This window comes from Pseudomonas sp. 4CAES_32.4, assembly GCF_058136335.1.
The window spans coordinates 210,634-235,953 of the sequence record NZ_CM176882.1 but is presented as its reverse complement, the minus strand read 5'-3'; the positions used below and the strand labels follow the sequence as shown (position 1 = coordinate 235,953).

The following is a 25,320-nucleotide window of genomic DNA, read 5'->3' as shown; positions in this document are numbered from 1 at the left end:
CTTATGGGGTTTCGATGCGCCGCTGCAGCAAGTTGATCAGCAGCAGCAGGACGAAGGAAACCACCAGCATCAACACGCCGATAGCGGTGGCGCCGGTGTAATCGTATTGGTCGAGTTTGACCATGATCAGCAGCGGCAGGATCTCGGTTTTCATCGGCATGTTGCCGGCGATGAAAATCACCGAACCGTACTCGCCGACGCCACGGGCGAACGCCAAGGCAAAACCGGTGAGCCAGGCGGGCAGCAGCGCGGGGACGAGAATATGACGGAACACCTGCAAAGGCTTCGCACCGAGGCACGCCGCAGCTTCTTCGACTTCACGAGGAATGTCGGCCAGCACAGGCTGCACGGTACGCACCACGAACGGCAGCGTGACGAAGGTCAGTGCGAGGGTGATACCGAGTGGGGTGTAAGCGATTTTGAATCCGAGATCAGCGGCAAATTGCCCGACCAGACCGGCCGGCGCGTACAGCGCGGTCAGCGCGATACCGGCCACGGCGGTCGGCAACGCGAAGGGCAGATCGATCATCGCGTCGATCACCTTGCGCCCCGGGAAGGTGTAACGCACCAGCACCCAGGCCAGCAACGTGCCGATGATGCCGTTGATGATCGCGGCGCACAGCGCGGTGCCGAAGCTCAGCTTCAACGCCGCCAGCACACGCGGTGCGGAGATGATCGCCCAGAACTGATCCCAGGTGAGTTGAGCGGCGTGGACGAACATCGCCGCCAGCGGGATAAGCACAATCAGGCTGAGGTACACCAAGGTGTAGCCCAGCGTCAGCCCGAAGCCGGGTATGACGGGGGAGATACGACGCGACATAAAAGTCCTTGGTTAAAAACGCATCAATGTGGGAGCGAGCCTGCTCGCGAAGAGGGAGTATCAGTCAACATCCCTGTCGCCTGAAATACCGCCTTCGCGAGCAGGCTCGCTCCCACATGTGGTGTGCCTAAACAGTAGGCTCGTTGTGGGTCAGATTACTGCGCCTGATAAATCTGGTCGAACACGCCACCGTCGTTGAAGAATTTCGGCTGCGCGGATTTCCAGCCGCCGAAGTCCTTGTCGATGGTCACTAGTTCCAGTTTCGGGAATTGCTGGGCGTACTTCGCGGCTACGTCCTTGTCACGCGGACGGTAGAAGTTCTTCGCGGCAATTTCCTGACCGGCCGGGCTGTACAGATGCTTCAGATAGGCTTCGGCGATCTGCTCGTTGCCTTTCTTCTCGGCATTCTTGTCGACCACGGCTACCGGTGGTTCGGCGAGGATCGACAGCGAAGGCACGACGATGTCGAACTTGTCAGCGCCGCCATCTTCTTTCAGGGCCAGGAACGCTTCGTTTTCCCAGGCCAGCAACACGTCGCCCTGACCGTTGTTGACGAAGGTGATGGTCGAACCGCGCGCACCGGTGTCGAGGATCGGTACGTGCTTGAACAGCGTCTGTACGTATTCTTTGGCTTTGGCTTCGTCACCACCGTTGGCTTTCAGGCCGTAGGCCCATGCAGCGAGGAAGTTCCAGCGCGCACCGCCGGAGGTTTTCGGGTTCGGGGTGATCACCGAGACGTCGTTCTTGACCAGATCGCCCCAGTCCTTGATGCCTTTCGGGTTGCCCTTGCGCACCAGGAAGACGATGGTCGAGGTGTACGGCGTGCTCGCTTCCGGCAGACGCTTCTGCCAGTCGGCGGGCAGGGTCTTGCCGAGTTTGGCGATTTCGTCGATGTCGCCGGCCAGGGCCAGAGTCACCACGTCAGCGCGCAGACCGTCGATGACCGCACGGCCCTGCTTGCCCGAACCACCATGGGATTGCTGGATTTTCACGGTGTCGCCGGCGTGGTCTTTCTGCCAGAACTTGATGAATTCAGCGTTGTAGTCCTGATACAGCTCGCGTGTCGGGTCATAGGACACGTTGAGCAGTTCGTAATCCTTGGCAACCGCGGAACCGGCAAACACAGCGCTGGCCAGGGCGGCCAAAGCGTAACGGCGAATCGACGACATGGTGAAAGCTCCTGGAATTCTGGTGGTGGCTTTTTCTTATGAATATCTGGAATCGGTTGTGCCGGCTAAAGATCGCAGCCTTCGGCAGCTCCTACACACAGCCCCCTGTAGGAGCTGCCGCAGGCTGCGATCTTTTGATCTTCACTCAGCCCGGTTGTTTGCCCGGTTGCTGCAAACGGAATTTCTCTTTGCGTTCGATCTGCACGACTTGCGCGTTGTGCACAGTGATCTCCACCGCGCCGAAACGCAGATCGCGCAGGGCGCTCTGGATTTCACGCAAGATGGTGCTTTCGTCCTGACCGTCAACGCTGCGAAGGGATGCGCTCATGGTGCTGCTCCTTTGAATGGGATGTGCCTGGCAGTGGGCGGCACTGCGTTCGGCGTGGGAGCAATATAAGAGAGGCGCGGATATTCTTAAAAAGACTATTTAAGAATGTTTATATAACTGAAAAGCTGATCGTTCCCACGCTCTGCGTGGGAATGCAGCCGGCGGCGCTCTGCGGCGCGATTTTGAGGGACGCAGAGCGTCCCAAATGGTATTCCCGCGTTGAGCGCGCGGATAAATTTGCTCTGCTTTATCCAATCACTGGAGTTCTCGCCCAATCAATCTCCTGCGCCGGACTCGGCCGCCCAAACCAGTACCCCTGCCCCAGATCACATTCCTGTCCCAACAGAAACGTCGCCTGCTCGACCTGTTCGATCCCCTCGGCATGCACCTGCATGCCCATGCTCCGCGCCAGCGCAATGATCACCCGGACAATCGCTGCGTCATCCTCGTCCCACGGCAGCCCGGCGACGAATCCCTGATCGATCTTCAGCTTCTGCACCGGCAGCCGCTTGAGCCGCAACAGCGACGAATAACCGGTACCGAAATCATCGATGGCCAGACGAATGCCCAACTCGCGCAGACGATGCATCTGTTCCAGCGCCACTTCCGGGTCATCCATCACCGCACTTTCGGTGACTTCCAGCTCCAGACAAGCCGGATTCAGCCCGGTGTCATGCAGCACCTGCGCGACCTGCTGATACAACTCTCGCCGGGCGAACAGCCGCGAAGAAACGTTCACCGCGACAAACGACAGCACGATGCCGGCCTGCTGCCACTGACACATCTGCCGACAGGCCTGCTGCATCACCCAGGCGTCGATCTCGGCGATCAGCCCGGTGCGCTCGGCAATCGGGATGAATTCCGCCGGCGACACAAGACCGCGCTGCGGATGCTGCCAGCGCACCAGAGCCTCGACACCGATCAGGCGACTGGTTTTCAAGTCATGCACCGGTTGGTAGTAGACGCGCAGTTCCTGTTGCTCCAGCGCTCGGCGCAGTTCGAAAGCGATTTCGACCCGTTGCTGGGCGTGGGCGGTGAGCTCTTCGGTGTACAAGGCGTAACCGTCACGACCGCTGCTCTTGGCTTTGAACAGGGCCGCATCGGCATTGCGCAACAGTTGCTCGGCGCTCAGCGCATCGCTGGGAAACAGGCTGATGCCGATGCTGGTGTTGATGAACAGCTCATGTCCGTCGATGCGAAACGGATCCTTGAACACATCGAGAATGCGTTGCGCCAGCGCCGCTGCCTGCCCCGGCTGTGGACAACTTTCCGCCAGCACAGCGAACTCGTCGCCACCGAGGCGCGCCAAGGTAATTCCGGGGCCGAACAACGCCAGCAAACGCGCCGCTACAGCCTTGAGCAAGCGATCACCGATGTTATGGCCGAGGCTGTCGTTGATCATTTTGAAGTGATCGAGATCAAGCATGAGCAAGGCACAGCCGCGCTTGTGAATTTGCGCATACGCCAGCGCCTGCTCGGCGCGGTCGCTGAACAACAGGCGATTGGGCAGGTCGGTCAACGGATCGTGATGGGCGAGATGCTTGAGCTCATGCTCGGAGTCCTTGATCGCGCTGATGTCGGAGAACACCGCGACGTAATGGCTGAGCCGGCCTTGATCATCGTGAATGACCCGGATGGTTTGCCACTGTGGATAAATTTCGCCGCTTTTTCGCCGGTTCCAGATTTCGCCGCTCCACTCCCCTTGCGACTCCAGTGTGGCGAACATGGCCTGGTAGAAGCCCGGCGGATGATGGCCGGACTTGAACAGGCTCGGCTGCTGCCCGAGGACTTCTTCGCGTTGATAACCGGTGATCTCCATAAAGGCGCGATTGACGTGGACGATCAGCCCTTGATGGTTGGTGACCAACACCCCTTCGCGGGTGCAATCGAATACCGCAGCAGCCTGGCGCAGGCGCTCGCGATCAGCATGCCGCTCACGCAGACGCGCACCGATCCCGAGAAACGCACACAAACGCGCCCGCGCCAGAAAGATCAGACCGGCGCTGACCGCCGCAAACAGGTAACCGTTGATCAGTTGCCATCGCGCCAGATCGACGGAGCTATCGAAGAAATTGTTTAATAAATGATCAGCACTTTGCAGCCAGACGACGGCAAGCCCGAGATAGAGCAGCGCTGCACGCAAGGCATCGCGATATGTGGCAGACATTCGGCTGTCCATGTCCCTACAAAAAGGTTGGAATTATAGGTCAAGAAACATCCAGCGACTCTTATCTGAAAGGGCGACTGGTTTTATCTGTGTGCTTAGTGATAATGCAACGGCTGTTTTTATCTTTATCGAGGGCCCTATAGCCTATGTGGTACGAAGGTTTTCTTGGCTTGTCGGCCTGGTCTCTGGTCGCAGTCACCCTGCTGATGACCCATGTGACGATTGTTGCCGTCACAGTCTATCTGCACCGCTACTCGGCCCATCGCTCGCTTGAGCTGAATGCCGGCCTGAAGCATTTTTTCCGTTTCTGGCTGTGGCTGACCACGGCGCAGAACACCCGCGAGTGGACCGCCATCCACCGTAAACACCACGCCAAATGCGAAACCGAAGATGACCCGCACAGCCCGGTCATCAAGGGTTTGTCGACGGTGTTGCGTACCGGCGCCGAGCTGTACCGCGCCGAAGCCCAGAACCCGGAAACCCTGCGCATCTACGGCAAGAACTGTCCGGAAGACTGGATCGAACGCAACCTCTACAGCCGCTACCCGCTGCTGGGTGTAGCGATCATGGGCGTCATCGACCTTCTGCTGTTCGGCACCATCGGTATCACCATCTGGGCGATCCAGATGATGTGGATCCCGGTGTGGGCCGCCGGCGTGATCAACGGTCTCGGTCATGCCGTCGGCTACCGCAACTTCGAATGCCGCGATGCGGCAACCAATCTGGTGCCATGGGGCATCCTGATCGGCGGCGAAGAACTGCACAACAACCATCACACCTACCCTAACTCGGCCAAGCTGTCGGTGAAGAAGTGGGAGTTCGACCTCGGTTGGGCATGGATCAAAGTCTTCAGTTTCCTGCGTCTGGCCAAGGTTCAGCGTGTCGCGCCGATTGCCCACCGGGTCGAAGGCAAGGGCAGTCTGGACATGGATACCGCCATGGCGATCCTCAACAACCGCTTCCAGATCATGGCCCAGTACCGCAAGTTAGTGATCGGGCCACTGGTCAAGCAGGAGCTGGCCAAGGTCGATCATTCGGTGCGTCACCAGTTCCACCGCGCCAAACGTCTGCTGTCGCGGGAAACCAGCCTGCTGGAAGATCGTCACCACTTGCGCATCCAGACCATGCTTGAGCACAGCCAGGCGCTGAAGGTAATTTACGAAAAACGCCTGGCCCTGCAGCAGATCTGGGTCAAGACCAGCTCGAATGGCCACGACATGCTCGCCGCCATCAAAGAGTGGATTCACGAAGCGGAAGCCAGCGGCATCCAGTCCTTGCGTGAATTCGCCGACCAGTTGAAAACCTACTCGCTGCGTCCAGCAGCGGTCTGAAGCCATTGATCGGTGCGCCCGCAACCCGGGCGCACCCTTTGGAACTTCCCCTCCAATCCCCTATCTCAATGACACTTCGCCACCTCCGGCGGGTTGTACCGTGGCCGTTGTCGACTTCCGGCACGCCTTTTGAGATTGGTGCCGATGGTCAATAACAACCAAAAAGACTCATCCTTGCCGCAGTGGCCAGAAGCCGCGCAAACCCTTATGGCATTGATGCACGCCCAAGGCGAAGTCGCCCGCCTGAGCGAGCGCGAGCAACTGTTCAGCTCGCTGCTGGTCAGCGTCAACGCCGTACTCTGGGCCTTCAACTGGGAAACCCGGCAGGTGTTGTACGTCAGCCCCGCCTATGAACGGATTTTCGGTCGTTCCGCAGCGCTTCTGCTGGCTGACTACAATCAGTGGCGCGACAGCATCTATCCCGACGATCTTGAATACGCCGAACGCAGCCTCGCCGAAGTGCTGCACAAGGGCGCGGTGGAAGATCGCGAGTACCGGATCATCGCCGCCGATGGCCAGGTGCGCTGGCTCAGCGACAAATGCTTCATCAATCGCCAGGACGAACCCGGACAACCGGTGATCATCGTCGGCATCGCCGAAGACATCACCGACAAGAAGCACATGGAAACCGAGCTGCATCGCTTGGCGACCACCGACGTGCTGACCCAAAGCAGCAATCGCCGGCACTTCTTTGAGTGTGCCCACCGCGAGTTCGAAGAAGCCCGCCTGCAAGGCTCGCCCTTGGCATTTCTGCTGCTGGACATCGATGACTTCAAAGTGATCAATGACAGCTACGGCCATCCGGAGGGTGACAACGTGCTGCAGCGGATTGCCGAATGTGGACGTGGGTCGTTGCGGCGCGGTGATCTGTTTGGACGCATTGGCGGCGAAGAGTTTGCCGCAGTGTTTCCGGGTTGTGCGCCGGACATGGCCATGCAAGTGGCCGAGCGATTGCAGCAGGAGATTCAGCGATTGAGTTTCAGTCACGACGGCCAGACGTTCGGCATCACTGTCAGTCAGGGCCTGACCAGTCTCACCGCAGAAGACGAAAGCCTCGACAGCCTGTTCGCCCGTGCGGACGCGGCAATGTACGAGGCCAAGCGGCAGGGCAAGAACCGCATTATTTCTGCGTAGACCCTATTTGAATCCGCCACAAAACCTGTGGGAGCTGGCTTGCCAGCGATGAGGCCGGCACACTCAGCAAAGATGTTGTCTGCGCCGACGCCATCGCGGGCAAGCCCGCTCCCACAGGGATTTGCATTGTTCCGGGTTACTTGCGCATCCGCATCAACTCCGGCAAGCCGATCTTGAGCAACCGCGCCGTGCGGCTCTTCGCCAGTTCTTCAATACCTTCATGCTCGGTCAGGCGCGCCATTTGCGCCGCCATGTTCATCACCAGCGCCTCACGGGAATACACCCCGCCACCGAGCTGGTAGACCGACGCAATCAACTCCCGCAGCTCCAACGGCAACCGCCAGCGCGTACGCAATGCCGAACCGTAGGCAGCGCCAAACGCCGCCAGCGCCTCGCCGACCTCCTCCTGCTCATCGAGCGCGCCGCCGGCCTGCTGCCACTCCTGCAAACACCGCAGCAACGCCAGATCACCCAGCCGATGGAGCATGCCTGCGCAGTAACAACGCTCTTGATCCAGATCGAGCAGACGCGCCAACGTCCGTGCGTATTCAGCGGTGTGCAGCGACAGCCCCCAATAGCGCTCGGCATAGTCGGCCAGACACGGATCACTCAGTTTGGCACTGCGCTTGAGCGCCAACCCGAGGATCAGGTTCATGCTCTGCCCGGTGCCCAGACGATGCAGGGCTTGAGCCAGTGTCTGCACCGGCGCGCCATGGTGCTGCGCCGCGCTGTTGGCCGCAGCGATCAACACGGCAGTGATCTGCGGATCGGTTTTGATCTCATCTTCCAGCAGCTTCAGATCGAGGCCACTGGGATTGAGGCTGCGTTTGACGGCTACCTGCACATCGGTCATCAACGGCGCGCCGTCAGCCTGCTCGCGGCGCCGTTCCAGAAACACCGACAAGGTCATGCCCGGCGCCAGCGCCGGCACTTCACAGAACACTTCTTCCCCGCCATTGAGCAGCAACCCTTGCAACCGCTCGGTCAGGCTTTCCATGTTCAGGGGTTTGGTCAAATACGCCGTCGGTGCCAGCGGAATCGCCTCACGGACACTGGCACTGTCGTTACGGCTGCTCATCAGAATGAACGGCAGCGGCGGATTGCGTTTGCGCTGGCGCACGCTGCGCAGCACATTCAAACCATCGATGCCGGGCAGCTCCCAATCGACGATGGCGAGGTCATACGGCACTTCGCGAAGCATCGACATGGCCTCTTGGCCATCGGCGCACAAATCCAGCCGCGCATCGCAACGGACGTTCAACAGCACTTGTTTGAGGAGGTCGCGAGACCAGGGGTCGGCCTCAGCAATCAGCACTCTTGGTACGGCGGGTAAATCAACGGCGGTCATGCGCGCTCTCCCTTGCAATGCCTGAACCTTAGCCAATGCTGGCCATTCGATACAGCGCTAAAGCGCCGGATGTGTTTCAAGGGGCGTAAAAAAACCCGCCGAAGCGGGTTTTTTGTCGATCAGGTCACACTGGGTGATCAGAGCTCGGAGAAGCACTCTTCGATGATCGCCAGACCTTTGTCCAGTTGCTCGTCCGGCGAGGTCAGCGGTACCAGTACGCGCAGAACGTTGCCGTAGGTGCCGCAGGACAGCAGGATCAGACCCTTGTCGCGCGCCTTGGCCACAACCGATGCCACAGCAGCAGCGTTCGGCTTGTGGCTGTCGCCGTTTTCGAACAGCTCGACCGCGATCATCGCACCCAGAGCACGGACTTCGCCGATCACCGGGTACTTGGCCTGGATAGCCTTCAGGCCAGTGACCAGACGCTCGCCGACTGCCTTGCAGCGGTCCAGCAGGTTTTCTTCTTCGAACACTTCCATCACGGCCAAAGCCGCGGCGCAAGCGATCGGGCTACCGGCGTAAGTGCCGCCCAGGCCGCCTGGAGCGATGGCGTCCATGTATTCGGCCTTGCCGCACACGCCGGCCAGCGGGAAGCCGCCAGCGATGGATTTGGCGAAGGTAGTCAGGTCGGCAGCAACACCCATCTGTTCCATGGCGAAGAACGTGCCGGTACGACCAGCGCCGGTCTGAACTTCGTCAGCAATCAGCAGAATGCCGTGCTGGTCGCACAGAGCGCGCAAACGCTTCATGAATTCCTTCGGCGCGACGTAGAAACCACCTTCACCCTGAACAGGTTCGATGATGATCGCGGCGATGTCTTTCGCCTCGGCGTCGTTCTTGAAGATGCGTTCGATGGAGGCGATCGAGTCGTCGATGCTCACGCCGTGCAGTTCATTCGGGTACAGCGCGCGGAAGATACCGCCTGGCATCAGGCCCATGCCGGCCGAGTAAGGCACGACTTTACCGGTCAGGCCCAAGGTCATCATGGTGCGACCGTGGTAAGCGCCAGTGAACGCGATCACGCCAGCGCGGCCAGTGGCGGCACGGGCGATTTTCACGGCGTTTTCGACAGCTTCGGAACCGGTGGTGACCAGCAGGGTTTTCTTGGCGAAATCACCTGGGATCTTGGCGTTGATTTTCTCGCACACTTCTACGTACGGCTCGTAAGCCAGAACCTGGAAGCAAGTGTGGGTCAGCTTGTTCAGCTGTTCGGTCACGGCGGCGATGATTTTCGGGTGCACGTGGCCGGTGTTCAGTACAGCGATACCGCCGGCGAAGTCGATGAACTCACGACCTTCAACGTCAGTCACGGTAGCGTTCTTCGCGGACTCAGCGAAGATCGGGTGAATCTGGCCAACACCACGTGGAACAGCTGCGGTACGGCGGGCCATCAGTTCAGCGTTAGTCTTGCTCATTACAGTCCTCATTCGCCGCTCATCGGGCGGCGTGGTTCAAGGATTAAGCGGGAGAAATCGACGGTGGCAGCATGCGATGATCGACTGCCACGGCGTTCCTGGCCGCAGAGAAAATTCCGGTTTGAAACGACGCAAAGGGACAGCGCTCTCGTGCCCTTTGCGTTTGCAGCGATCCTTGTCCGGGCTTAGATGCCCAGGCAGAGGTATTTGATTTCCAGGTAATCTTCGATGCCGTACTTGGAACCTTCACGGCCCAGGCCCGAAGCCTTGATGCCGCCAAATGGCGCGACTTCGTTGGAGATCAGCCCGGTGTTGACGCCAACCATGCCGTATTCCAGCGCTTCAGCGACACGGAACACACGACCCAGGTCGCGAGCATAGAAGTACGAAGCCAGACCGAACTCGGTGTCGTTGGACATCGCGATCACTTCGGCTTCGTCTTTGAAGCGGAACAGCGGCGCCAGCGGGCCGAAGGTTTCTTCCTTGGCTACGGCAGCATTTTTCGGCACGTTGGTCAGGATGGTCGGCTCGAAGAAGTTGCCTTCCATCGCCTTGCCACCGGCCAGCACGGTGGCGCCTTTGGATACGGCGTCAGCAATGTGTTCTTTGACCTTGGCCACGGCTTTTTCGTCGATCAGCGGGCCAGTGGTGGTGCCGTCTTCCAGACCGTTGCCGATCTTCAGTTTGGCCACGGCCACTTTCAGCTTCTCGGCAAACGCGTCGTAGACCGAATCCTGAATGTACAGACGGTTGGCGCAGACGCAGGTCTGGCCGTTGTTGCGGTATTTGGAAATGATCGCGCCTTCGACGGCCTTATCCAGGTCGGCGTCGTCGAACACGATGAACGGCGCGTTACCGCCCAGCTCCAGCGAAACTTTCTTGATGTCCTTGGCGCATTCAGCCATCAGCTGACGACCGATTTCGGTCGAACCGGTGAAGGACAGCTTGCGCACGATCGGGTTGCTGGTCAGCTCGCTGCCAATGTCGCCGGCGCTGCCGGAGACAACGCTGAACACGCCCGCAGGAATGCCCGCGCGCTGAGCCAGTTCGGCCAGGGCGAAAGCGGAAAACGGCGTTTGAGAAGCAGGCTTGAGCACCATGGTGCAACCGGCGGCCAGTGCCGGGCCGGCTTTACGGGTGATCATCGCCGCCGGGAAGTTCCACGGGGTGATCGCGGCGGTCACGCCGATTGGCTGCTTGATCACGATCAGACGTTTGTCTGGCTGGTGACCCGGAATCACGTCACCGTAGATGCGCTTGGCTTCTTCGGCGAACCACTCGATGAACGCAGCGGCGTAAACAATTTCGCCCTTGGCTTCGGCCAGCGGCTTGCCCTGCTCGAGGGTCATCAGACGCGCGAGGTCATCCTGGTTCTCGATCATCAGTTCGAACCAGCGACGCAACTTGCCCGCACGCTCTTTGGCGGTCAGTGCACGCCAGGCCGGCAGCGCTTTGTCAGCGGCTTCGATGGCACGGCGGGTTTCGGCGGCGCCCATCTTCGGCACGGTGCCGAGGATTTCGCCAGTGGCCGGGTTGTTGACCTTGATCGTCTGACCGTTGTCCGCATCGACCCAAGCGCCATCAATGAAGGCTTGCTGGCGGAACAACTGGGTGTCTTTAAGCTGCATGTCGGCTTTCCTTAACAGCACCGCGGCCTGCGCGGAGCAAATTATGATTGTAGAAAGGCGCCTCGCAAGGCTGCCGTCAGGGAAATCAGTGACCGGGTGTGGCGCATCAACCGTGGACGATTCGAACCACCGGCGCTTCAACACCCCATCAACGAGCGTTTGAAATCTCAAACGGATCGTAGGATCAAAGGGGTTAAAGGACAATAGGTCGTTCGAAAAAAAGAACAAAAACGCCGCTTTTGCCGGATTTTTCAGATCAACGAGCCAAAAGCCCCCGCCGCAGGAAAACCTTAGATCAACCCCGGCAAAGCGCCAAGCGAGGGTTTTGCAGGACGTTACAGCTTTATGGAATACAGCGCTTTGCGCCGACACGCGCACTGACAAACCGCGCCGAATCCCAGCATGGACGCCCCGAGCCGACCTAGGTATGATGTCGCCCGCTGCACCAGTAGCTCAGCTGGATAGAGTACTGCCCTCCGAAGGCAGGGGTCGTGGGTTCGAATCCCGCCTGGTGCACCATTGATTGAAACGAGAAAGCCCCGGACTGTGATGGTCCGGGGCTTTTTTGTGGGCGATGGTTTTAAGAAAAAATTGGCTGGAAACAAAATTACACGACAATCGGGTTCATTAGGCCATTGGTTTTCGCCACACTACGTAGCCTCACTTGAGCCTTTGCGATCAATGTAAAGACTCGCCAGAACTGGTCGCGGAACAGCCCAATGATTGATCAGAACGACACAGCCTATCCTGCAGCCCCTCAAGGGGAGCTTTTGCTTTTTGAAAGCTCCGAAGGCCAGGTACGCCTGGAATGTCGATTCGAGTCCGAAACGCTTTGGCTATCTCAGTCGATGATTTGTGAACTGTACGGTAAAGCCAAAGCAACCATCAGCGAACATATCAGCCATATTTTTGCCGAGGGCGAGTTGTTAGAGGATTCAGTTGTTCGGTTTTACCGAACAACTGCCACCGATAACAAACCATACAACGTCAAGTATTTCAGCCTGCCCTTGATTATTGCGGTGGGATACCGCGTCCGTTCCAAGCGAGGAACCCAATTCCGTCGATGGGCCACTCAGGTAATTCAAGAATATCTGGTCAAAGGCTTCGCTATGGACGACGAGCGATTGAGAAACCCTCCTGTGGGACACTCACAGGTGCCTGACTATTTTGACGATTTGCTTGAGCGCATCCGGGATATTCGAGCCAGCGAAAGACGGGTTTATTTAAGGGTGAAGGATATCTTCGCGATGGCGGCCGATTACGTGCCGTCCAACAAGGATACGACTGCGTTCTTTCAGATCATCCAAAACAAGCTTCATTTCGCCAGCACGGGCCTGACTGCCGCCGAGTTAATCTTCCAGCGCGTTGACGCCTCAAAAACACATATGGGCCTAACCAACTTCAAGGGAGATGAAGTGCGTAAAAGCGATGTAACAATCGCTAAAAACTACCTCATCCAAGAAGAAATCAATGCTCTCAATCGCATCGTTACGATGTGGCTGGACTTCGCGGAAGACCAAACATTGATGCGCAAACAGGTTTTTCTACGGGATTGGCAGGAGAAGTTGAACCAGTTTTTGGAATTCAACAGCCGCCAGATTTTGCAAGGATCGGGGCACACAAGTAATCAAGCAGCCGAAGAAAAAGCCCGATCTGAATATGAAATCTATGCCGAACGATGCAGGACTCTGAAAGAGAAAGAAGGCGAACGGGACGCCATTGAAGCACTTCGCCACATTTCACAAAAGAGTCGGCACTGAGCCCAGCCTTCGATCAGGCAACCAAGACCTGAACCAGCGCCTGACGCTCAATTTATTCAGTCGTCCAGTCAAACTCATCGTAATCATCGTCGTCTTCTTCCTCTTCAACCTCCCCAAAAACCTCGTCTTCATCAACGACGTCTTCTTCCGGCTGGTTCAGCAGAAATTCCTTACGTGCTTCAGTAATAGCGCGCCGCATCTCTTCGCCCTTTTCCGGGCAGTTGAGCAGTTGGGCAATGCGGTCAATTTTCGATGCCACGTTGTCCTCCAGCGTATTGGCAATGTCCCGATATTGCGCGCTTTTGCGGGGCAATGCCAAATGGCTGAGGGGTCACGCGGTCATTTTTTCTGCAACTGTTCGAGTCGGGCGTCGAGATCGGCGTTCGGGTAGCGTTTGTGCAGGTTGTTGAACAGGCTGTCTGCTGCTTGCGACTGGCCGGTTTCGCGCAGGCGCAGGACTTCGCGCAGTTGCGCGTCGAGGCCATTGACCGGGGTGGCGGCGCGTTTGCTGAGTTTGGCTTGGTCAGCACTGATGGCTTCGCGTTGCATCGGTGCGGCCATTTCTGCCATCGGTGCGGGTGCGGGCATGGCACCTGCGGGCGCCGACAATGCTTGCGGCGCTTGCTTGCGCGCCAGCGGTGCGGCGGGTTTCGCTGCCGGGGCGAAGTCGAATTGCCCTTGCGGTTCTGGCGCGCGCTGCACCAGCGACAACATCAGGGCGACGCCAACGAGACTGGCGAATGCGACTTGCCAGCGCGGTTTGCGGCATGCATCGAGCCAGCGTTGCCACAGGTTTGGCTGGGGCGCCGGGACCTCGCGGCGGGCAGCGTTGAGGATAAACGCATCGAGGTGAGCCGGCGGTTCAGCGTTGTGTTGTTCGCGCACATGCTTGATCAGTGGATCTTCGGGTGTCTGGCGGGCGTCAGTCATGTCAGTACCTCCTCGGCCAGCAGCCGACGCAGTTTTTGCTGGGCGTAGCGCAAGCGGCTTTTGACGGTTTCCAGGGGTGTTTCGGTGAGGCTGGCGATTTGCGCCAGGTCGAGGTCGCCGTGGGCGCGCAGCAGGAACACTTCGCGCTGGTCGGCGGGCAGGGTTTGCAGAGCGCTTTCCAAGCGTTGGCTATCGCGGCTTAGGCTCAGCAGCTGTTCGGGATCATTCGTCTCATCGCTGACGGCGTGGCTTTGTTCGTCATAACTGTCGTGCAATGGTTGGTGAACCCCGTGTTTGCGCCAGTGATCGATCAAGCGATTGCGGGCAATCTGGAATAACCACGTACGAAAAGTCGCCCGACCTTGTGGCTGACTGGCGCTGCGGATCAGGCTCAGCCAAGTCTCCTGAAACACTTCGTCAGCCAATTCCGCTTTACCGCTCAACCCGAGCAGGAACCGATACAAACCCTGACGATGACGGGCGTACAAGATCTCGAACGCCGCGCTGTCGCCCCCGCGATAACGCGCCAGCAGCGATTCATCACTGCTGGCGATTGAGCTGTCTGCCGAGGCAAACAGCTGACTGATAAACCCCTTCAGACGACTCACTTATTCAATCCGTCGCTCAGTGGCCAGCGCGTTCGATGCGGTTGAGCTGCGCAAGCTCTGCGCCAACTCGACCAGTTGCACGAACTCGTTGCGCAGGCCAAAACGGTCATCGCCGCGCGCACCACGGGCCAGGATTTCGGTGTCTTTCAGGCTGAAGTCGCCGGTATAGCGACCGTCCTTAAGCTGCTGGGAAAACGCGGAAACCGCAGCGGCAAACCGCAGGTCTTCGCTGGCGGGTGCGACCTGATTGGCAATCGGCCGCTCGATCAGCAGACTTTTCCCACCTTCGGGCTGTTGATAACGCACACGCAGCATCGCCAACTCTCCGTTCTTTCCGGAACCAACCGACGCCGATTTGCCGTAACGCAGCGGCTCCAGCCAACCTTTTTCACCCGCAGGAACAATTTCATACAGCGCGGTCACCGTGTGTCCTGCGCCGATTTCGCCGGCATCGACTTTGTCATTGCTGAAATCCTCACGCTTCAACGCGCGGTTTTCGTAGCCAAGCAGGCGATATTCGCTGACCTGCGCCGGGTTGAATTCCACCTGCAGTTTGACGTTTTTCGCCACCACGGCGAGGGTAGAACCCAGCTGATCGACCAGCACTTTGCGCGCCTCGCGCAGGTTGTCGATGTAGGCGTAGTTGCCATCGCCCGCGTCGGCCAGTTGTTCCATCAAGTGCTCATTGTAGTTATCCACAGCAAAACCCAGAGTGGTTAGGGAGATCCCGGTTTTGCGTTTATCCACAGCCATTTGCTTGAGGCTGTCGAAGTCACTGACGCCAACATTGAAATCGCCATCAGTGGCTAAGAGGATGCGGTTGATGCCTTGGGGGAGAAAGGCCTGCTGCGCCATTTGGTAGGCCAGTTCGATGCCGGAAGCGCCAGCGGTCGAACCACCCGCAGTCAATTGCTCGATGGCTGTACGAATTTTCGCCTTCTCGCGTCCGGATGTTGGTTCAAGCACCACGCGGGATTCGCCGGCATACACCACCAGTGACACGCGATCCTGATCGCGCAACTGATCGACCAGCAGTTTCAGCGTGCTTTTGACCATCGGCAGGCCTTCGCGGCGATCCATCGAGCCGGACACATCGACCAGAAACACCAGATTGGCCGGGCCCAGTTCCGCCACGGCGCGATCGGAAGCCTTGATGCCAATGCGCAGCAAGCGGGTGTGTGGGTTCCACGGCGACGCGGCCAGTTCGGTGGTCACACCGAAAGGCGAGCCGTCGCTGGGCAACGCGTAGTCGTAGGGGAAATAATTGACCATTTCCTCCAGCCGGACGGCACCTTCCGGCGGCAGACGTCCCTGATTGAGCAGGCGGCGAACGTTGGCGTACGCGCCGGTATCGACGTCTGCGCTAAAGGTTGAAACCGGGGTTTCGGCGACGCTGTGAACCGGGTTGTCAGCCAGCGCCTGATATTGCTCGCGCTGCTCGTCGCGATAGCCCTGTGGATAACTGTCCGCACTGGGCATCGGCGCAAAACTGGCGACGGGCGCCGAACGGACCATGCGCTTGGCCATCGCGCCAGCGGCCGGCATCGCTTCGTGCTGAGCCAGCACTTCAAGCTGCGCAGGCGCTGGCACCGCAGCGGAATCGGGCGTGGAAGAAGCACCACAACCGGCGAGCGCCAGCAGCACAGCAACCGCAGCAGGGCGTAAGAGAGGAAGAGACATGGGGGCTGACCTCGGGGATGAAATTGATCATTCATCCACTGAGACGGGCAGCCCTTTCAGTTCGGGTTAAACGCCGCTAAAAATTTTTTTCAGCGGTGATAACGCCGCACCGCACTGCTGTTACGCAGCACATGACCTTTGATTTTTTCCATCAGCTCGGCGCGGGTCAGACCGGCGGGCAAGGCGTCTGGAGCCAGATCCAGCGCGTAGATCTGGATGATGTAGTGGTGCGCACTGTCGCCCACTGGCGGGCACGGCCCCATGTAATGGGTGTTGCCCTTGCTGTTGGTGCCGCCGACACCTTCGAACGCGGATTTGGCGCCGACGCCCGCCGCAATCTGGTGCGTGGTGGACTTGATGCCGTAGTGAATCCAGTGATCGACGCCCAAACCTTTCTGGCCGTCCGGGTCATGCATGACGATTGCGTAGCTTTGAGTGCCGGCAGGGCCAGCGTTCCAGCTCAGCGCCGGCGACTGGTTCTTGCCGCCGCAACCGGGCGCATCGCTGGCTGCAGCCGAAGTGAACAGACGGTTATCGGACACACCCGGGATGCTGAGGGTGAAACGTTCCTGGGCCTGCGCCGGAAACTGCACGCAAAGGGTGACAGCAAGGGCTGCCAGCCAGGGGTTGAGAGAGGTCAATCGGGGCATTCCGGGAGCACCTTGTGCAGTTGGGCCGTCGTCGGCCTGCAAACTATAGCTGTACCGTTCGTGCCGTGGCAGTGGCAAATGGCTGAACCTCGCACCGATGCGCAAACTCACAAGAGAAATGCCCGCGAGGAAGCCGAACATGTCCCTGCACCGCGTCGCCCGTAGCGCAGATGTCCCCCACGACCGTGGCCTGGCCGTTGAAATCGGCGACTGCAAGATTGTGCTGCTGCGCGCAGGCGAGCAGTTGCGGGCCTTTCAGGGCGAATGCCCGCATGCCGGTGCGCCTTTGGCTGACGGCGCGTTGTGTCATGGACGGCTGATCTGCCCATGGCACAAGGCAGCTTTTCGCGCAGAAGATGGCGCGCTGTGTGAGCCGCCCGCCCTCGACAGCCTTAAGCGTTATCCACTGGAGCTGCGCGGCGATGAAGTTTGGGTTGATGATCAGCCATTGCCGGATCCGCACACCCCACCGACGGATGACCCGCGCACATTCGTGATTGTCGGCGCCGGTGCGGCCGGCACCGCGTGTGCGGCGGCGTTGCGGGAAAAGGGCTTCGGTGGCCGCATCGTCATGATCGACCGCGAGGCCGACGCCGGTTACGACCGCACAGTGCTGAGCAAATTTGTCCTCGCCGGGGAAATGCCGCCCGAGGAAACACCGCCACTGCGAGATGAAAATTTCTATACAGAGCAGCGCATCGAGCGACTGGAGAAACAACTCACTTCGCTCGACGCCACCAATAAGGCTTTGCATCTGAGCGATGGCCAAGTCCTGCACTACGACGCGGCGGTGCTGGCTACCGGCGGCGAGCCCAACCCATTGGATTTACCGGGAGCGGACCTGCCGCAAGTCTTCGTGCTGCGCTCAAAGGCTCAGGCCGAACGGATCATGAACACCGCCAGCCCCGATCAACGCGCCGTGATCATCGGCGACAGCTTCATCGCCCTCGAGTGCGCTTCGGCCCTGCGCCAGTATGGCCTCGACGTCACGGTGCTGGCTCGACACGCGATTCCCTTCGCCGCTCAATTCGGCGAAGCCGTGGGTAAAGCCATTCGCTCACTGCATGAAGCACAGGGCGTGAAATTCATCGACGATCATGAGGCGACCGAAATCATTGGCGACGGCAAAGTCGAAGCGGTGCTGCTGAACAATGGATTAAGGCTCTCAGCGGATCTGGTACTGGCCGGAGTCGGCGTTCACCCGGCGACCGAGGCGTTCGCATCACTGCCGAGGGAAAAGGATCAGTCCCTGCGCGTCGATGACGGTATGCGCGTGAGCGAAAGCTTGTGGGCCATCGGCGACATCGCCACGTTCCCGCTGCATGGCCAGCCGCAACGCATCGAACACTGGCGCCTGGCCCAGCAACACGCACGCATCGCTGCCGCGAACATGCTCGGTGGCGATGAGCACTACCTCGATGTGCCGTTCTTCTGGACCTGGCATTTTGGCAAGAACTACGACTACCTCGGGCATGCCGAACATTGGGATGAAGTGGAGTTTCTTGGCGAACCCGAACACCCGCCGTTCATTGGGCTGTTTGGTAGAAATGGTGTGTTGGTCGCTGCGGTAGCTTGCGAGAAGGAACGGGCGATGGCGCTGTTGGCCGAAAGGATGAAGCAGCCATTGCCGATGGAAGAGGCATGGGCACTGGTCCAAGCCTGACCACCGATTCGCTGTTTGATCGTTCCCACGCTCCCGCGTGGGAATGCAGCCCGTGACGCTCTGCGTCACTGGACGCAGAGCGTCCCAAGAGGCATTCCCACGCGGAGCGTGGGAACGATCAATTAACGAGGCAGAGGCTCGCGATTGTCATCATCCTCGGCATGCAAAAAGATCACTCGCGGATGCTCCAGCGGTGCCAGCGGCGGCGGCAATTCCTCCTGATGCACCGGCCAGAAATGCGTCACCACATGACTGATATCGCCTTCCTGATCGTTGTGAATGGTCATCACCCCGGGCGTGCGCAGCTTTTGAAAGCGGTCATCGCAGAGTTTAAAGCTCCTGCTCAGCCCTTCGTCGTCAATCACCGGCGACGGCAGACGGCGCTGGGCGAAGCTGCGACTTTTGCGCTGCTGATAACGCGCCCAACTGATCAGAATCACCGCGTTGACCAAGGCCACCCACAGATAAATCTGCAGGGTGCCCAATGCATCGAACGCCGAGTTGTCGACGCCCGGCCCACCCACATGGGGTTCAATCAATGGCCACAGTCCGCGTATCAGCAGGAACAGCAAGCCGATCCACGCCACTACGGTAAGAACCACATCGACCACGACCAGGAAAGGCCGCTGGCGGGTCCGGATGATTTTCATTTGATGACCTCCTCTTCGTCGTCGCCGATCGGTTTGATGCCCCGGTCGGGACTGACCCAACGCGCGCGTTTCTGATGTTGGCCGAACAACACTTTGGGGAAACTGACCAAGGTCGTCAGCAAACTGACAAACCAGAATGCGATCGGATACCAGACCACCCAGAACATGGTCTTGCCCAAGCCTGGTTCGTAACGGCGGTCGATGATGATGCTGACGGCGAACTGCACCAGACAGACAAATGCCAACAACAGCCCGGTGAACGCCGGCGGCATCAGGTGATCGACAGCGATAGCTTCCGGCATCGCCACAAACTTGCCCACGCCCCAGAAGATCACCGACAACAGGAAGGTAAACGCCCAACCGGTCGACAGGCAGTATTCGAACAGCAACGGCCACAGGTAACGATGGCGGTACTGCCAGATGCCACGAATGTTTTTGAACAGCACCTCGGCGCCACCCTGGGCCCAGCGCAAACGCTGCTTCCACAGGCCGCCGAGGGTTTCCGGCATCAGAATCCAGCACAGCGCGCGCGGCTCGTAAAAGATGCTCCAGTGATCGAGTTGCAGCTTCCAGCTGATGTCGATGTCTTCGGTGATCATGTCCGGGCTCCAGTAACCGACCCGGTTCAATGCGCTACGGCGAAATGCGACGATCACCCCGGAAACGGTGAAGATCCGCCCGAAGACCCGCTGAGTCCGTTTGATCAAGCCGATGATCGACGAGAATTCACCGACCTGAACCCGCCCGACCAGCGTCGAACGCGTACGAATCCGTGGGTTGCCGGTCACCGCGCCAAGCCGTGCGTTATCCAGCATCGGTGCGACCAGATAAGCCGCTGTGTTCGGCGCCAGCAGCGCGTCACCGTCGATGCACACCAGATACTCACTGCGTGCAGCGATGGCGCCCATGCGCAGCGCGACAGCCTTGCCCTGGTTTTCCGCCAGATGCAGCACGCGCAACCGTGGATCTTCCTTGGCCAGCGCGTCGAGCACTTGCGCGGTGTTGTCCTTGGAGCCGTCGTTGATCGCAATGACTTCGATGTTCGGATAATGCTGGGCCAACGCCGCGTGAATGGTGTCGGCGGCGTTGTCACCTTCGTTGTAGCAAGGGATCAGGATCGAGATCAGCGGCTCGCCTTCGAGCGGTGGCGGCAGCGTGTCGTCCTTCCACGGCCAGTGGCGCTCCCAGTGCAGCCAGAAATACAGGCCGCCGGCAATCCACAACCCGGACATGAACAACGGGTAGAAGAACACGAAGTCCATCAGGAACTGCCCGGTCACCAGGAAGATCAGTCCCAGCGGCACGCCGAGGACGAGCGCCAGAACAAGCAGGGCTAACAGTCTATCCAGCATGTTATGGATTCCATTTGTTGGAGAGTGCAGGCCTTACGATTTTCAGGTCTGGCAGGTTGTCGAGGAAGTTGTCCGGGTAGTAACCGAAACTGGTCGCGCCCTGACGCTTGAGGCGCCCCATCCAGTCCGCCATCACCGCCGCATCGATGTCGGCCTGGTCCTTTTTCGTCCAGTCCCGCGCCTGCAATTCGAACACTGTGCGATCCAGTGCCCCGGGACGCTTTTTGACGATTTCGACAAGTGCTTCCAGCCATGGGCCGGACTGCGCCTGCGTCTGTTTTTCCATCAACGGCATCGCCATTGGCGCCGTCCAGTCGTAGGTCGCGAGGAAGTCGTCGAGGTTCTGCGCGAACCACGCTTCGCTGGCCGGATTGATCATCGGCTCGGCGAAAATATTGCGCGCTGTCTGCACTTGCGGGCCACGAATGGCGCGGACTTTGGCAGTCAGCTCGTTAGTGAAATCGATGAGGTATTTGCTCTTGAAACGCGTCCAGCGCTGCATCGCCGCCGGATCATCGCGAAGGGCGGCGATCGAACCCGGCAGACCGTTGGCGGCGTAAACCTTCAGCGCCTGCGGGCCGGCGTCTTCGAAATCCGAAAGCACCGCATCGTCGTGATAAATAATGCCGTCGACCGACGTCAGTCGCGCCACGTCTTCGTAGATTTCACCGATGATCCGCCGCACTTCCGGATCGAATGGCGACAGGCGTTTGTACTGATCCGGATCGACTGATGTAGTCCCGGTTTTCGGATCCCAGCGCGTCACGCGTGGCAGCTTCGAATCGAGGCCGAAACTCAGCACCGGCATCCACGCAAACACTTTCACATGAGCGCGGGTGCGCAGTTGCCAGGCGACGCGGTCGAACAAGTCGGCGCGCACCGGCAAATGACGGTTGGGGAAGTACAGCGAATGCACCAGGCCATCGCCCTTCGGATCGGCAAAGGCTTGCAGGAACACCGTGTTGGCACCGAGGTCAGCCATGCGCTGCACCAGTTTGCCGAGGTTGATGTCCTGTTGCGCCGGGTCCGGGTCATAGACGTTGTCCAGATCGACATGCACCACGCGCATGGCGAAATCGGACTGCACCGCCACCACGCTGTTGGCGAAATGCTCACCGTCTGGGTCGGAGGCGACGAGGAAGCGCGGGCTGCTCATCAGGTTGTCGAGTGAGTCGAGGCCGTCGTCGAGGGTCAGGGCCATTTCATAGCCCTCCTCGCCCACCACGGTCAGCGAAGTGCCGTCCGCCGTGCCGTACGGCCAGACCCAGACACGCGGTTTCTTGCCGGTGACCTTGCGGATTTTCTCCGAGATGTTGTTCACGTCAGTGCGAATCCGCGCCTGGAAATCGGCCTCGGATTCATAACGTTTGGTCACCGGATCGTAGCGCCGGGTCGCGGCAGCAGGCTGCATGTTGCCCTGCGGATTGGCCAGAATCCCTTTGTGGTTGGCGTCGGTATGCGCGGCGATTTCCACCAGACCCGATTGCGAGATTTCGCGCACCTGATCCCAGGTCAGAAAGTCGGAACGCGCACGCGGGGCACCGGCGAAATCCACCGGTTGATTGAGCGGCGTGTCGATCCAGCTGCCGACCGGCGCCAGCAGCGCATGCCAGTTGTAGGCGCGCAGTACCGGCAGCACGCGCGTATAGAAGCTCGAATAACCGTCGTCGAAGCTGAGCAGAATCGCCTTCGCCGGCAGCTCCGGGCCGCCCTTGCGCGCTGCCATGATCTGGTCGACCGTGACCGGTTTGTAGCCATTCTCACGCAGCCACGCGAGTTGCTCGATCATGCGTTCGGTGCGCACCGCCACCACGGCCTGATCGGGATCGCGATCCTCGATGTCGTGGTAGGCGATGCCGAGCACGTGGTTTTTCGGCCACGGTTTTTCACTGGCCGCCAGCGGACGCTCGGACGGCGGCGCGAAGGCCGGGGCTTGCTGGGCGCAAGCGCTGATCAGCAGCACTCCCAGCAGAAGGATGAAACGCGAAATCAAAGGCATCTTCAAACTCTTCTAGAAGCGGAAAGTGAGGTCGACGAGCAGACGCAGATCGGTCTCCCGATCACCGTCGTAGGGCCGGTTGATCACACTGAGCAAGCCACCCACCTCAAGCACGTCGTTCCAGGCGTAGCGTTGGCCATAACCGAGCAGGCCCATGCCGCCGGTGCCGTGATCGCGCTGACTGTACGTGCCCGCACCGGCCTGGAATTGCTGGCTCCAGGAGGTTTCGTAGCGGTGGTAGAGCACGTGATTGACGTTGACCAGCGGCATCACGCTGAGATCGGATTTTGGGTTGAAGTACGGCACGTCATCGGATTTGGAGTTATGGCTGGTGCCGACTTCCAGACCCGCATCGACCTGCACGTTCGGCGCGCTGTAAACACCCTCGCGACCGGTGAGCAAGGCTTCGACGCGGTTGTTGCCGTCGCTGAAGTGCGATGGGCTGACCGACAGGCGCCACTCGCGGCTTTCGTTGGCGCGCCAGCGGATGAAACCGCTGCCGCCATTGGCCTTGATGTCGCTGTTGAGCGCGCGCAGCGGTGTCTCAGCCGAGAGGTATTCGAGGCTGCCGCCGTACTGCCAGTTGTCGTTGATGTCGCGGGCGATCGCCAGGCGCGCGCCCTGTTTGTCACCGAAGCCGTAATCGTGATTGGAGACTTCGGCTTCGAGAGTCATATCGCGGGTGCGCCGCTCCAGACCAACCCGCTGGAAGCGGTGGTGACCGGTGCCTTCGGTGAAGTCGCCGGTGGCATAACCGGCCCCGGCAAACACCCGCCAGTCTTCGTCGATCGGCGGACTGTAAAGGGTGGTCTGGATACCGAAATCGCGGCTGCCGCTGACGGCGCCTGCATCGCTGTCGCCGCCACCGTTGGCTTTGCCGCCGTAGGCTTCGACGCGCAGCTCGGACATGTCATGGACTTCACGCTCACGGGCCAAACGCTGCACTTGGCGGTTGTCCGGATACCGCGCGACGACGTCGTCGGTCAGCGCATCCATTTGCCGCCATTCCTGCAGTTCCATGGCCGTATGCGCCTGACCAATTTCCAGGCCCATGTCGCGCGGCACCATGCTCTCGGTTTCCTTGAGCTGCATTTCTGCGCGGCGCGGCCAGTTGCGGGCCAGATACAAATCCGCCTGCGCCAGACGCAAACCGATGTTGCCCGGCGCCTGATCGACCAGGGCCTGCAAACGCTCTTCACCGTGGGGCAGATCGGAACCGTAGGTGCCGGCCTGCGCCGCCAGTTGCTGGGCGTCCATCCATTCATCGTTCGGGTTGCCGACGGGCAAGCCCTTGAGTTCGATGCGCGGGCGTTGCGACTTGGCGGCGTCCTCGGCGACTTTGCGCGCCTCGTCGGCACGGTCACTTTCCAGCAACGCGTAATACAGCGCCGTGCTGTCTTCGAGGCGATTGCCGACATCGGCGTCCGGGGCGGAAAGTACCTGACGATAAAGATCGGTGGCGATTTCCGGCTCGCGTTGATCCAGATATGAGGCGGCGACCCAACGCATCGCGTAGGTCGGAATCTTCACGCCTTCGGCTTGCAGCTTTTGGTATTCAGCAATGACGTCGGCAGTTCGCGCGCGGGCCTTGAGCGCACCCATGCGGTCGATGCGCCAGCGGGTCACGTCTTCCTTGGCGCTGGCGTCTGGCGTCCAGGTGGCGAGGAGTTTGTCGTAATCGGCCAGCGCACGATCGGCGATGACGTAGCGTTCTTTTTCGCTGCGACTGGCCATTTCGGCGAGGCGCACACGCTCGGCAGCCAGATCACCTTCGAGGCGACGTAGCGTGACGGGATCAATCAGACCCGGACGTTGGTTAGCCAAGCGCAACGCGGGCTCTGGCAGACGGGCCTTTTGCAGCGCGACCACGTATTCACGGGCGACCTCCGGTTTGCTGCCGGCGCGTTTGAAGGCTTGGTCGTATTCGAACAGCGCGTCGTATTGCTTGCCGGCGCGGGTCAGGGCGTAGCCCAGCGCGAGGCGGCGCGAAGGATCATCAGGCTTTGCCGCCACCAGCGCTTTGGCGCGAGTCACCGCTTCGTCAGGTTTACCGGCGTCAGCCTGAGTCAGGGCAAGGCCCAGTTGCAGATCAGCGTTATCCGGTTCCAGCGCCAAGGCCTTGTTGTAAACCTGAGTTGCCTGATCCCAGCGCTTGAGATTGCGATAGGCGCGGGCGGTGGCGGTCAGTGCCTGCACCGGCAGCACGCGATCACGGCCCTGGGTTTCATAAACCTGCACCACTTCGGCGTCGAGCCCGGCCCAACTGGCGATTTGCAGGTGATCGCTGATCTGCCCGGTAGTCGATTGACCCGGCGGCACTTGGCGCAATACCGTCAGCGCCGGCGTGGTTTGTCCGGCACGGGCATCACGCACCATCTGATCGTAGGGGGTGTCGGCAAACGCCAGTGCCGGCCAAAGCAATTGGCTGCACAGCGCAACGCGGAACAACGGGCGTAAACCACGATGCAATACAGGAACATCAATACGCGGCATTCGTCAGCATCCTTACATGGCCAGCCGGGTCGCAATGCCCTCCTTGCCCATTCGTAACGGTGGCCGAAAATGACAGCACTCGGCCAAGCTTAGTCAGGCAGTCTTGCACGCAAGCGTAGACCAAAATCCAGAACACAATAATTGTTCAGAATCGTCACGACGGTTACGCCGCGACAGCCAAAACCCGAACGCCAG

General features: G+C 59.7%; 20 protein-coding genes and 1 tRNA gene. 5 read left to right on the top strand and 16 right to left on the bottom strand.

What is annotated here, in order from left to right; translation table 11 throughout:
* Position 1 precedes the first annotated feature (1 nt).
* From cysT to dibA, 4 genes are all read right to left on the bottom strand, one after another.
* Positions 2-820 carry a sulfate ABC transporter permease subunit CysT gene (gene cysT, locus AC3Y64_RS01000; RefSeq protein ID WP_008080019.1) on the bottom strand — a complete coding sequence of 273 codons (819 nt, stop codon included), beginning with the start codon at positions 818-820 and terminating at the stop codon, positions 2-4.
* Between the two features lie 155 nt (positions 821-975).
* Positions 976-1,989, bottom strand: coding sequence for a sulfate ABC transporter substrate-binding protein (locus AC3Y64_RS00995; protein ID WP_489986123.1), 1,014 nt, complete (start codon positions 1,987-1,989; stop codon positions 976-978).
* 145 nt (positions 1,990-2,134) lie between these two features.
* The gene (oscA, locus tag AC3Y64_RS00990; RefSeq protein ID WP_007917682.1) at positions 2,135-2,317 is read right to left on the bottom strand and encodes a sulfur starvation response protein OscA; all 183 of its coding nucleotides are present in this window, start codon (positions 2,315-2,317) and stop codon (positions 2,135-2,137) included.
* A gap of 247 nt (positions 2,318-2,564) precedes the next feature.
* A complete protein-coding gene (gene dibA, locus AC3Y64_RS00985) occupies positions 2,565-4,484 on the bottom strand; it encodes a phosphodiesterase DibA (RefSeq protein WP_489986122.1) in 1,920 nt (639 codons plus the stop codon).
* A gap of 146 nt (positions 4,485-4,630) precedes the next feature.
* Here dibA and desA point away from each other — a divergent pair, with 146 nt between their 5' ends.
* Both desA and AC3Y64_RS00975 read left to right on the top strand, forming a co-directional pair.
* Positions 4,631-5,815 carry a delta-9 fatty acid desaturase DesA gene (gene desA, locus AC3Y64_RS00980; RefSeq protein ID WP_489986121.1) on the top strand — a complete coding sequence of 395 codons (1,185 nt, stop codon included), beginning with the start codon at positions 4,631-4,633 and terminating at the stop codon, positions 5,813-5,815.
* 144 nt (positions 5,816-5,959) lie between these two features.
* Positions 5,960-6,949 carry a GGDEF domain-containing protein gene (locus AC3Y64_RS00975; RefSeq protein ID WP_489986120.1) on the top strand — a complete coding sequence of 330 codons (990 nt, stop codon included), beginning with the start codon at positions 5,960-5,962 and terminating at the stop codon, positions 6,947-6,949.
* A 136-nt stretch (positions 6,950-7,085) separates the two neighbouring features.
* Here the strand turns inward: AC3Y64_RS00975 and AC3Y64_RS00970 are convergent, their stop codons facing one another.
* From AC3Y64_RS00970 to gabD, 3 genes are all read right to left on the bottom strand, one after another.
* Positions 7,086-8,297, bottom strand: a complete 1,212-nt coding sequence (locus AC3Y64_RS00970) for an HDOD domain-containing protein (RefSeq protein WP_489986119.1) — start codon at positions 8,295-8,297, stop codon at positions 7,086-7,088.
* A gap of 137 nt (positions 8,298-8,434) precedes the next feature.
* Positions 8,435-9,712 (bottom strand): 4-aminobutyrate--2-oxoglutarate transaminase, encoded by a 1,278-nt coding sequence (gene gabT, locus AC3Y64_RS00965; RefSeq protein WP_489986118.1) that lies wholly within the window; start codon positions 9,710-9,712, stop codon positions 8,435-8,437.
* Positions 9,713-9,897: 185 nt separating this feature from the next.
* Positions 9,898-11,340: an NADP-dependent succinate-semialdehyde dehydrogenase gene (gene gabD / locus AC3Y64_RS00960; RefSeq protein WP_489986117.1), complete on the bottom strand. Its 1,443-nt coding sequence runs from the start codon at positions 11,338-11,340 to the stop codon at positions 9,898-9,900.
* 442 nt (positions 11,341-11,782) lie between these two features.
* Here gabD and AC3Y64_RS00955 point away from each other — a divergent pair.
* Together AC3Y64_RS00955 and AC3Y64_RS00950 are read left to right on the top strand one after the other, a co-directional pair.
* Positions 11,783-11,859 (top strand) — tRNA-Arg (locus AC3Y64_RS00955).
* A 200-nt stretch (positions 11,860-12,059) separates the two neighbouring features.
* Complete coding sequence (locus tag AC3Y64_RS00950; protein ID WP_489986116.1) at positions 12,060-13,100, top strand: virulence RhuM family protein; 1,041 nt, start codon at positions 12,060-12,062, stop codon at positions 13,098-13,100.
* 52 nt (positions 13,101-13,152) lie between these two features.
* On the opposite strand, the gene AC3Y64_RS00945 is transcribed toward AC3Y64_RS00950, so the two are convergent.
* From AC3Y64_RS00945 to AC3Y64_RS00925, 5 genes are all read right to left on the bottom strand, one after another.
* A complete protein-coding gene (locus tag AC3Y64_RS00945) occupies positions 13,153-13,419 on the bottom strand; it encodes a hypothetical protein (RefSeq protein WP_489986115.1) in 267 nt (88 codons plus the stop codon).
* Positions 13,420-13,439: 20 nt separating this feature from the next.
* Positions 13,440-14,030, bottom strand: coding sequence for a hypothetical protein (locus AC3Y64_RS00940; RefSeq protein ID WP_489986114.1), 591 nt, complete (start codon positions 14,028-14,030; stop codon positions 13,440-13,442).
* Positions 14,027-14,608 (bottom strand): RNA polymerase sigma factor, encoded by a 582-nt coding sequence (locus AC3Y64_RS00935; RefSeq protein WP_489987911.1) that lies wholly within the window; start codon positions 14,606-14,608, stop codon positions 14,027-14,029. The genes AC3Y64_RS00940 and AC3Y64_RS00935 overlap by 4 nt, the downstream gene beginning before the upstream one ends.
* A gap of 30 nt (positions 14,609-14,638) precedes the next feature.
* The gene (locus AC3Y64_RS00930) at positions 14,639-16,318 is read right to left on the bottom strand and encodes a vWA domain-containing protein (protein ID WP_489986113.1); all 1,680 of its coding nucleotides are present in this window, start codon (positions 16,316-16,318) and stop codon (positions 14,639-14,641) included.
* 89 nt (positions 16,319-16,407) lie between these two features.
* Positions 16,408-16,968, bottom strand: coding sequence for a YbhB/YbcL family Raf kinase inhibitor-like protein (locus AC3Y64_RS00925; protein WP_489986112.1), 561 nt, complete (start codon positions 16,966-16,968; stop codon positions 16,408-16,410).
* A 139-nt stretch (positions 16,969-17,107) separates the two neighbouring features.
* Here AC3Y64_RS00925 and AC3Y64_RS00920 point away from each other — a divergent pair, with 139 nt between their 5' ends.
* Complete coding sequence (locus tag AC3Y64_RS00920; protein ID WP_489986111.1) at positions 17,108-18,631, top strand: FAD-dependent oxidoreductase; 1,524 nt, start codon at positions 17,108-17,110, stop codon at positions 18,629-18,631.
* A gap of 122 nt (positions 18,632-18,753) precedes the next feature.
* Here the strand turns inward: AC3Y64_RS00920 and pgaD are convergent, their stop codons facing one another.
* The 4 genes from pgaD to pgaA are packed head-to-tail and all read right to left on the bottom strand — an operon-like array spanning position 18,754 to position 25,125.
* Positions 18,754-19,281: a poly-beta-1,6-N-acetyl-D-glucosamine biosynthesis protein PgaD gene (gene pgaD / locus AC3Y64_RS00915; RefSeq protein WP_489986110.1), complete on the bottom strand. Its 528-nt coding sequence runs from the start codon at positions 19,279-19,281 to the stop codon at positions 18,754-18,756.
* The gene (pgaC, locus tag AC3Y64_RS00910; protein WP_489986109.1) at positions 19,278-20,633 is read right to left on the bottom strand and encodes a poly-beta-1,6-N-acetyl-D-glucosamine synthase; all 1,356 of its coding nucleotides are present in this window, start codon (positions 20,631-20,633) and stop codon (positions 19,278-19,280) included. Before pgaC ends, pgaD begins: the two co-directional genes overlap by 4 nt.
* 1 nt (position 20,634) lies before the next feature.
* Positions 20,635-22,632 (bottom strand): poly-beta-1,6-N-acetyl-D-glucosamine N-deacetylase PgaB, encoded by a 1,998-nt coding sequence (pgaB, locus tag AC3Y64_RS00905; RefSeq protein WP_489986108.1) that lies wholly within the window; start codon positions 22,630-22,632, stop codon positions 20,635-20,637.
* A 12-nt stretch (positions 22,633-22,644) separates the two neighbouring features.
* The gene (gene pgaA / locus AC3Y64_RS00900) at positions 22,645-25,125 is read right to left on the bottom strand and encodes a poly-beta-1,6 N-acetyl-D-glucosamine export porin PgaA (protein ID WP_489986107.1); all 2,481 of its coding nucleotides are present in this window, start codon (positions 25,123-25,125) and stop codon (positions 22,645-22,647) included.
* Positions 25,126-25,320: the final 195 nt, after the last annotated feature.

Coding starts and splice junctions, on each gene's coding strand:
- cysT (WP_008080019.1), bottom strand. CDS start 820: ATGTCGCGTCGTATCTCCCCCGTCATACCCGGCTTCGGGCTGACGCTG.
- AC3Y64_RS00995 (WP_489986123.1), bottom strand. CDS start 1,989: ATGTCGTCGATTCGCCGTTACGCTTTGGCCGCCCTGGCCAGCGCTGTG.
- oscA (WP_007917682.1), bottom strand. CDS start 2,317: ATGAGCGCATCCCTTCGCAGCGTTGACGGTCAGGACGAAAGCACCATC.
- dibA (WP_489986122.1), bottom strand. CDS start 4,484: ATGTCTGCCACATATCGCGATGCCTTGCGTGCAGCGCTGCTCTATCTC.
- desA (WP_489986121.1), top strand. CDS start 4,631: ATGTGGTACGAAGGTTTTCTTGGCTTGTCGGCCTGGTCTCTGGTCGCA.
- AC3Y64_RS00975 (WP_489986120.1), top strand. CDS start 5,960: ATGGTCAATAACAACCAAAAAGACTCATCCTTGCCGCAGTGGCCAGAA.
- AC3Y64_RS00970 (WP_489986119.1), bottom strand. CDS start 8,297: ATGACCGCCGTTGATTTACCCGCCGTACCAAGAGTGCTGATTGCTGAG.
- gabT (WP_489986118.1), bottom strand. CDS start 9,712: ATGAGCAAGACTAACGCTGAACTGATGGCCCGCCGTACCGCAGCTGTT.
- gabD (WP_489986117.1), bottom strand. CDS start 11,340: ATGCAGCTTAAAGACACCCAGTTGTTCCGCCAGCAAGCCTTCATTGAT.
- AC3Y64_RS00950 (WP_489986116.1), top strand. CDS start 12,060: ATGATTGATCAGAACGACACAGCCTATCCTGCAGCCCCTCAAGGGGAG.
- AC3Y64_RS00940 (WP_489986114.1), bottom strand. CDS start 14,030: ATGACTGACGCCCGCCAGACACCCGAAGATCCACTGATCAAGCATGTG.
- AC3Y64_RS00930 (WP_489986113.1), bottom strand. CDS start 16,318: ATGTCTCTTCCTCTCTTACGCCCTGCTGCGGTTGCTGTGCTGCTGGCG.
- AC3Y64_RS00925 (WP_489986112.1), bottom strand. CDS start 16,968: ATGCCCCGATTGACCTCTCTCAACCCCTGGCTGGCAGCCCTTGCTGTC.
- AC3Y64_RS00920 (WP_489986111.1), top strand. CDS start 17,108: ATGTCCCTGCACCGCGTCGCCCGTAGCGCAGATGTCCCCCACGACCGT.
- pgaD (WP_489986110.1), bottom strand. CDS start 19,281: ATGAAAATCATCCGGACCCGCCAGCGGCCTTTCCTGGTCGTGGTCGAT.
- pgaC (WP_489986109.1), bottom strand. CDS start 20,633: ATGCTGGATAGACTGTTAGCCCTGCTTGTTCTGGCGCTCGTCCTCGGC.
- pgaB (WP_489986108.1), bottom strand. CDS start 22,632: ATGCCTTTGATTTCGCGTTTCATCCTTCTGCTGGGAGTGCTGCTGATC.
- pgaA (WP_489986107.1), bottom strand. CDS start 25,125: ATGCCGCGTATTGATGTTCCTGTATTGCATCGTGGTTTACGCCCGTTG.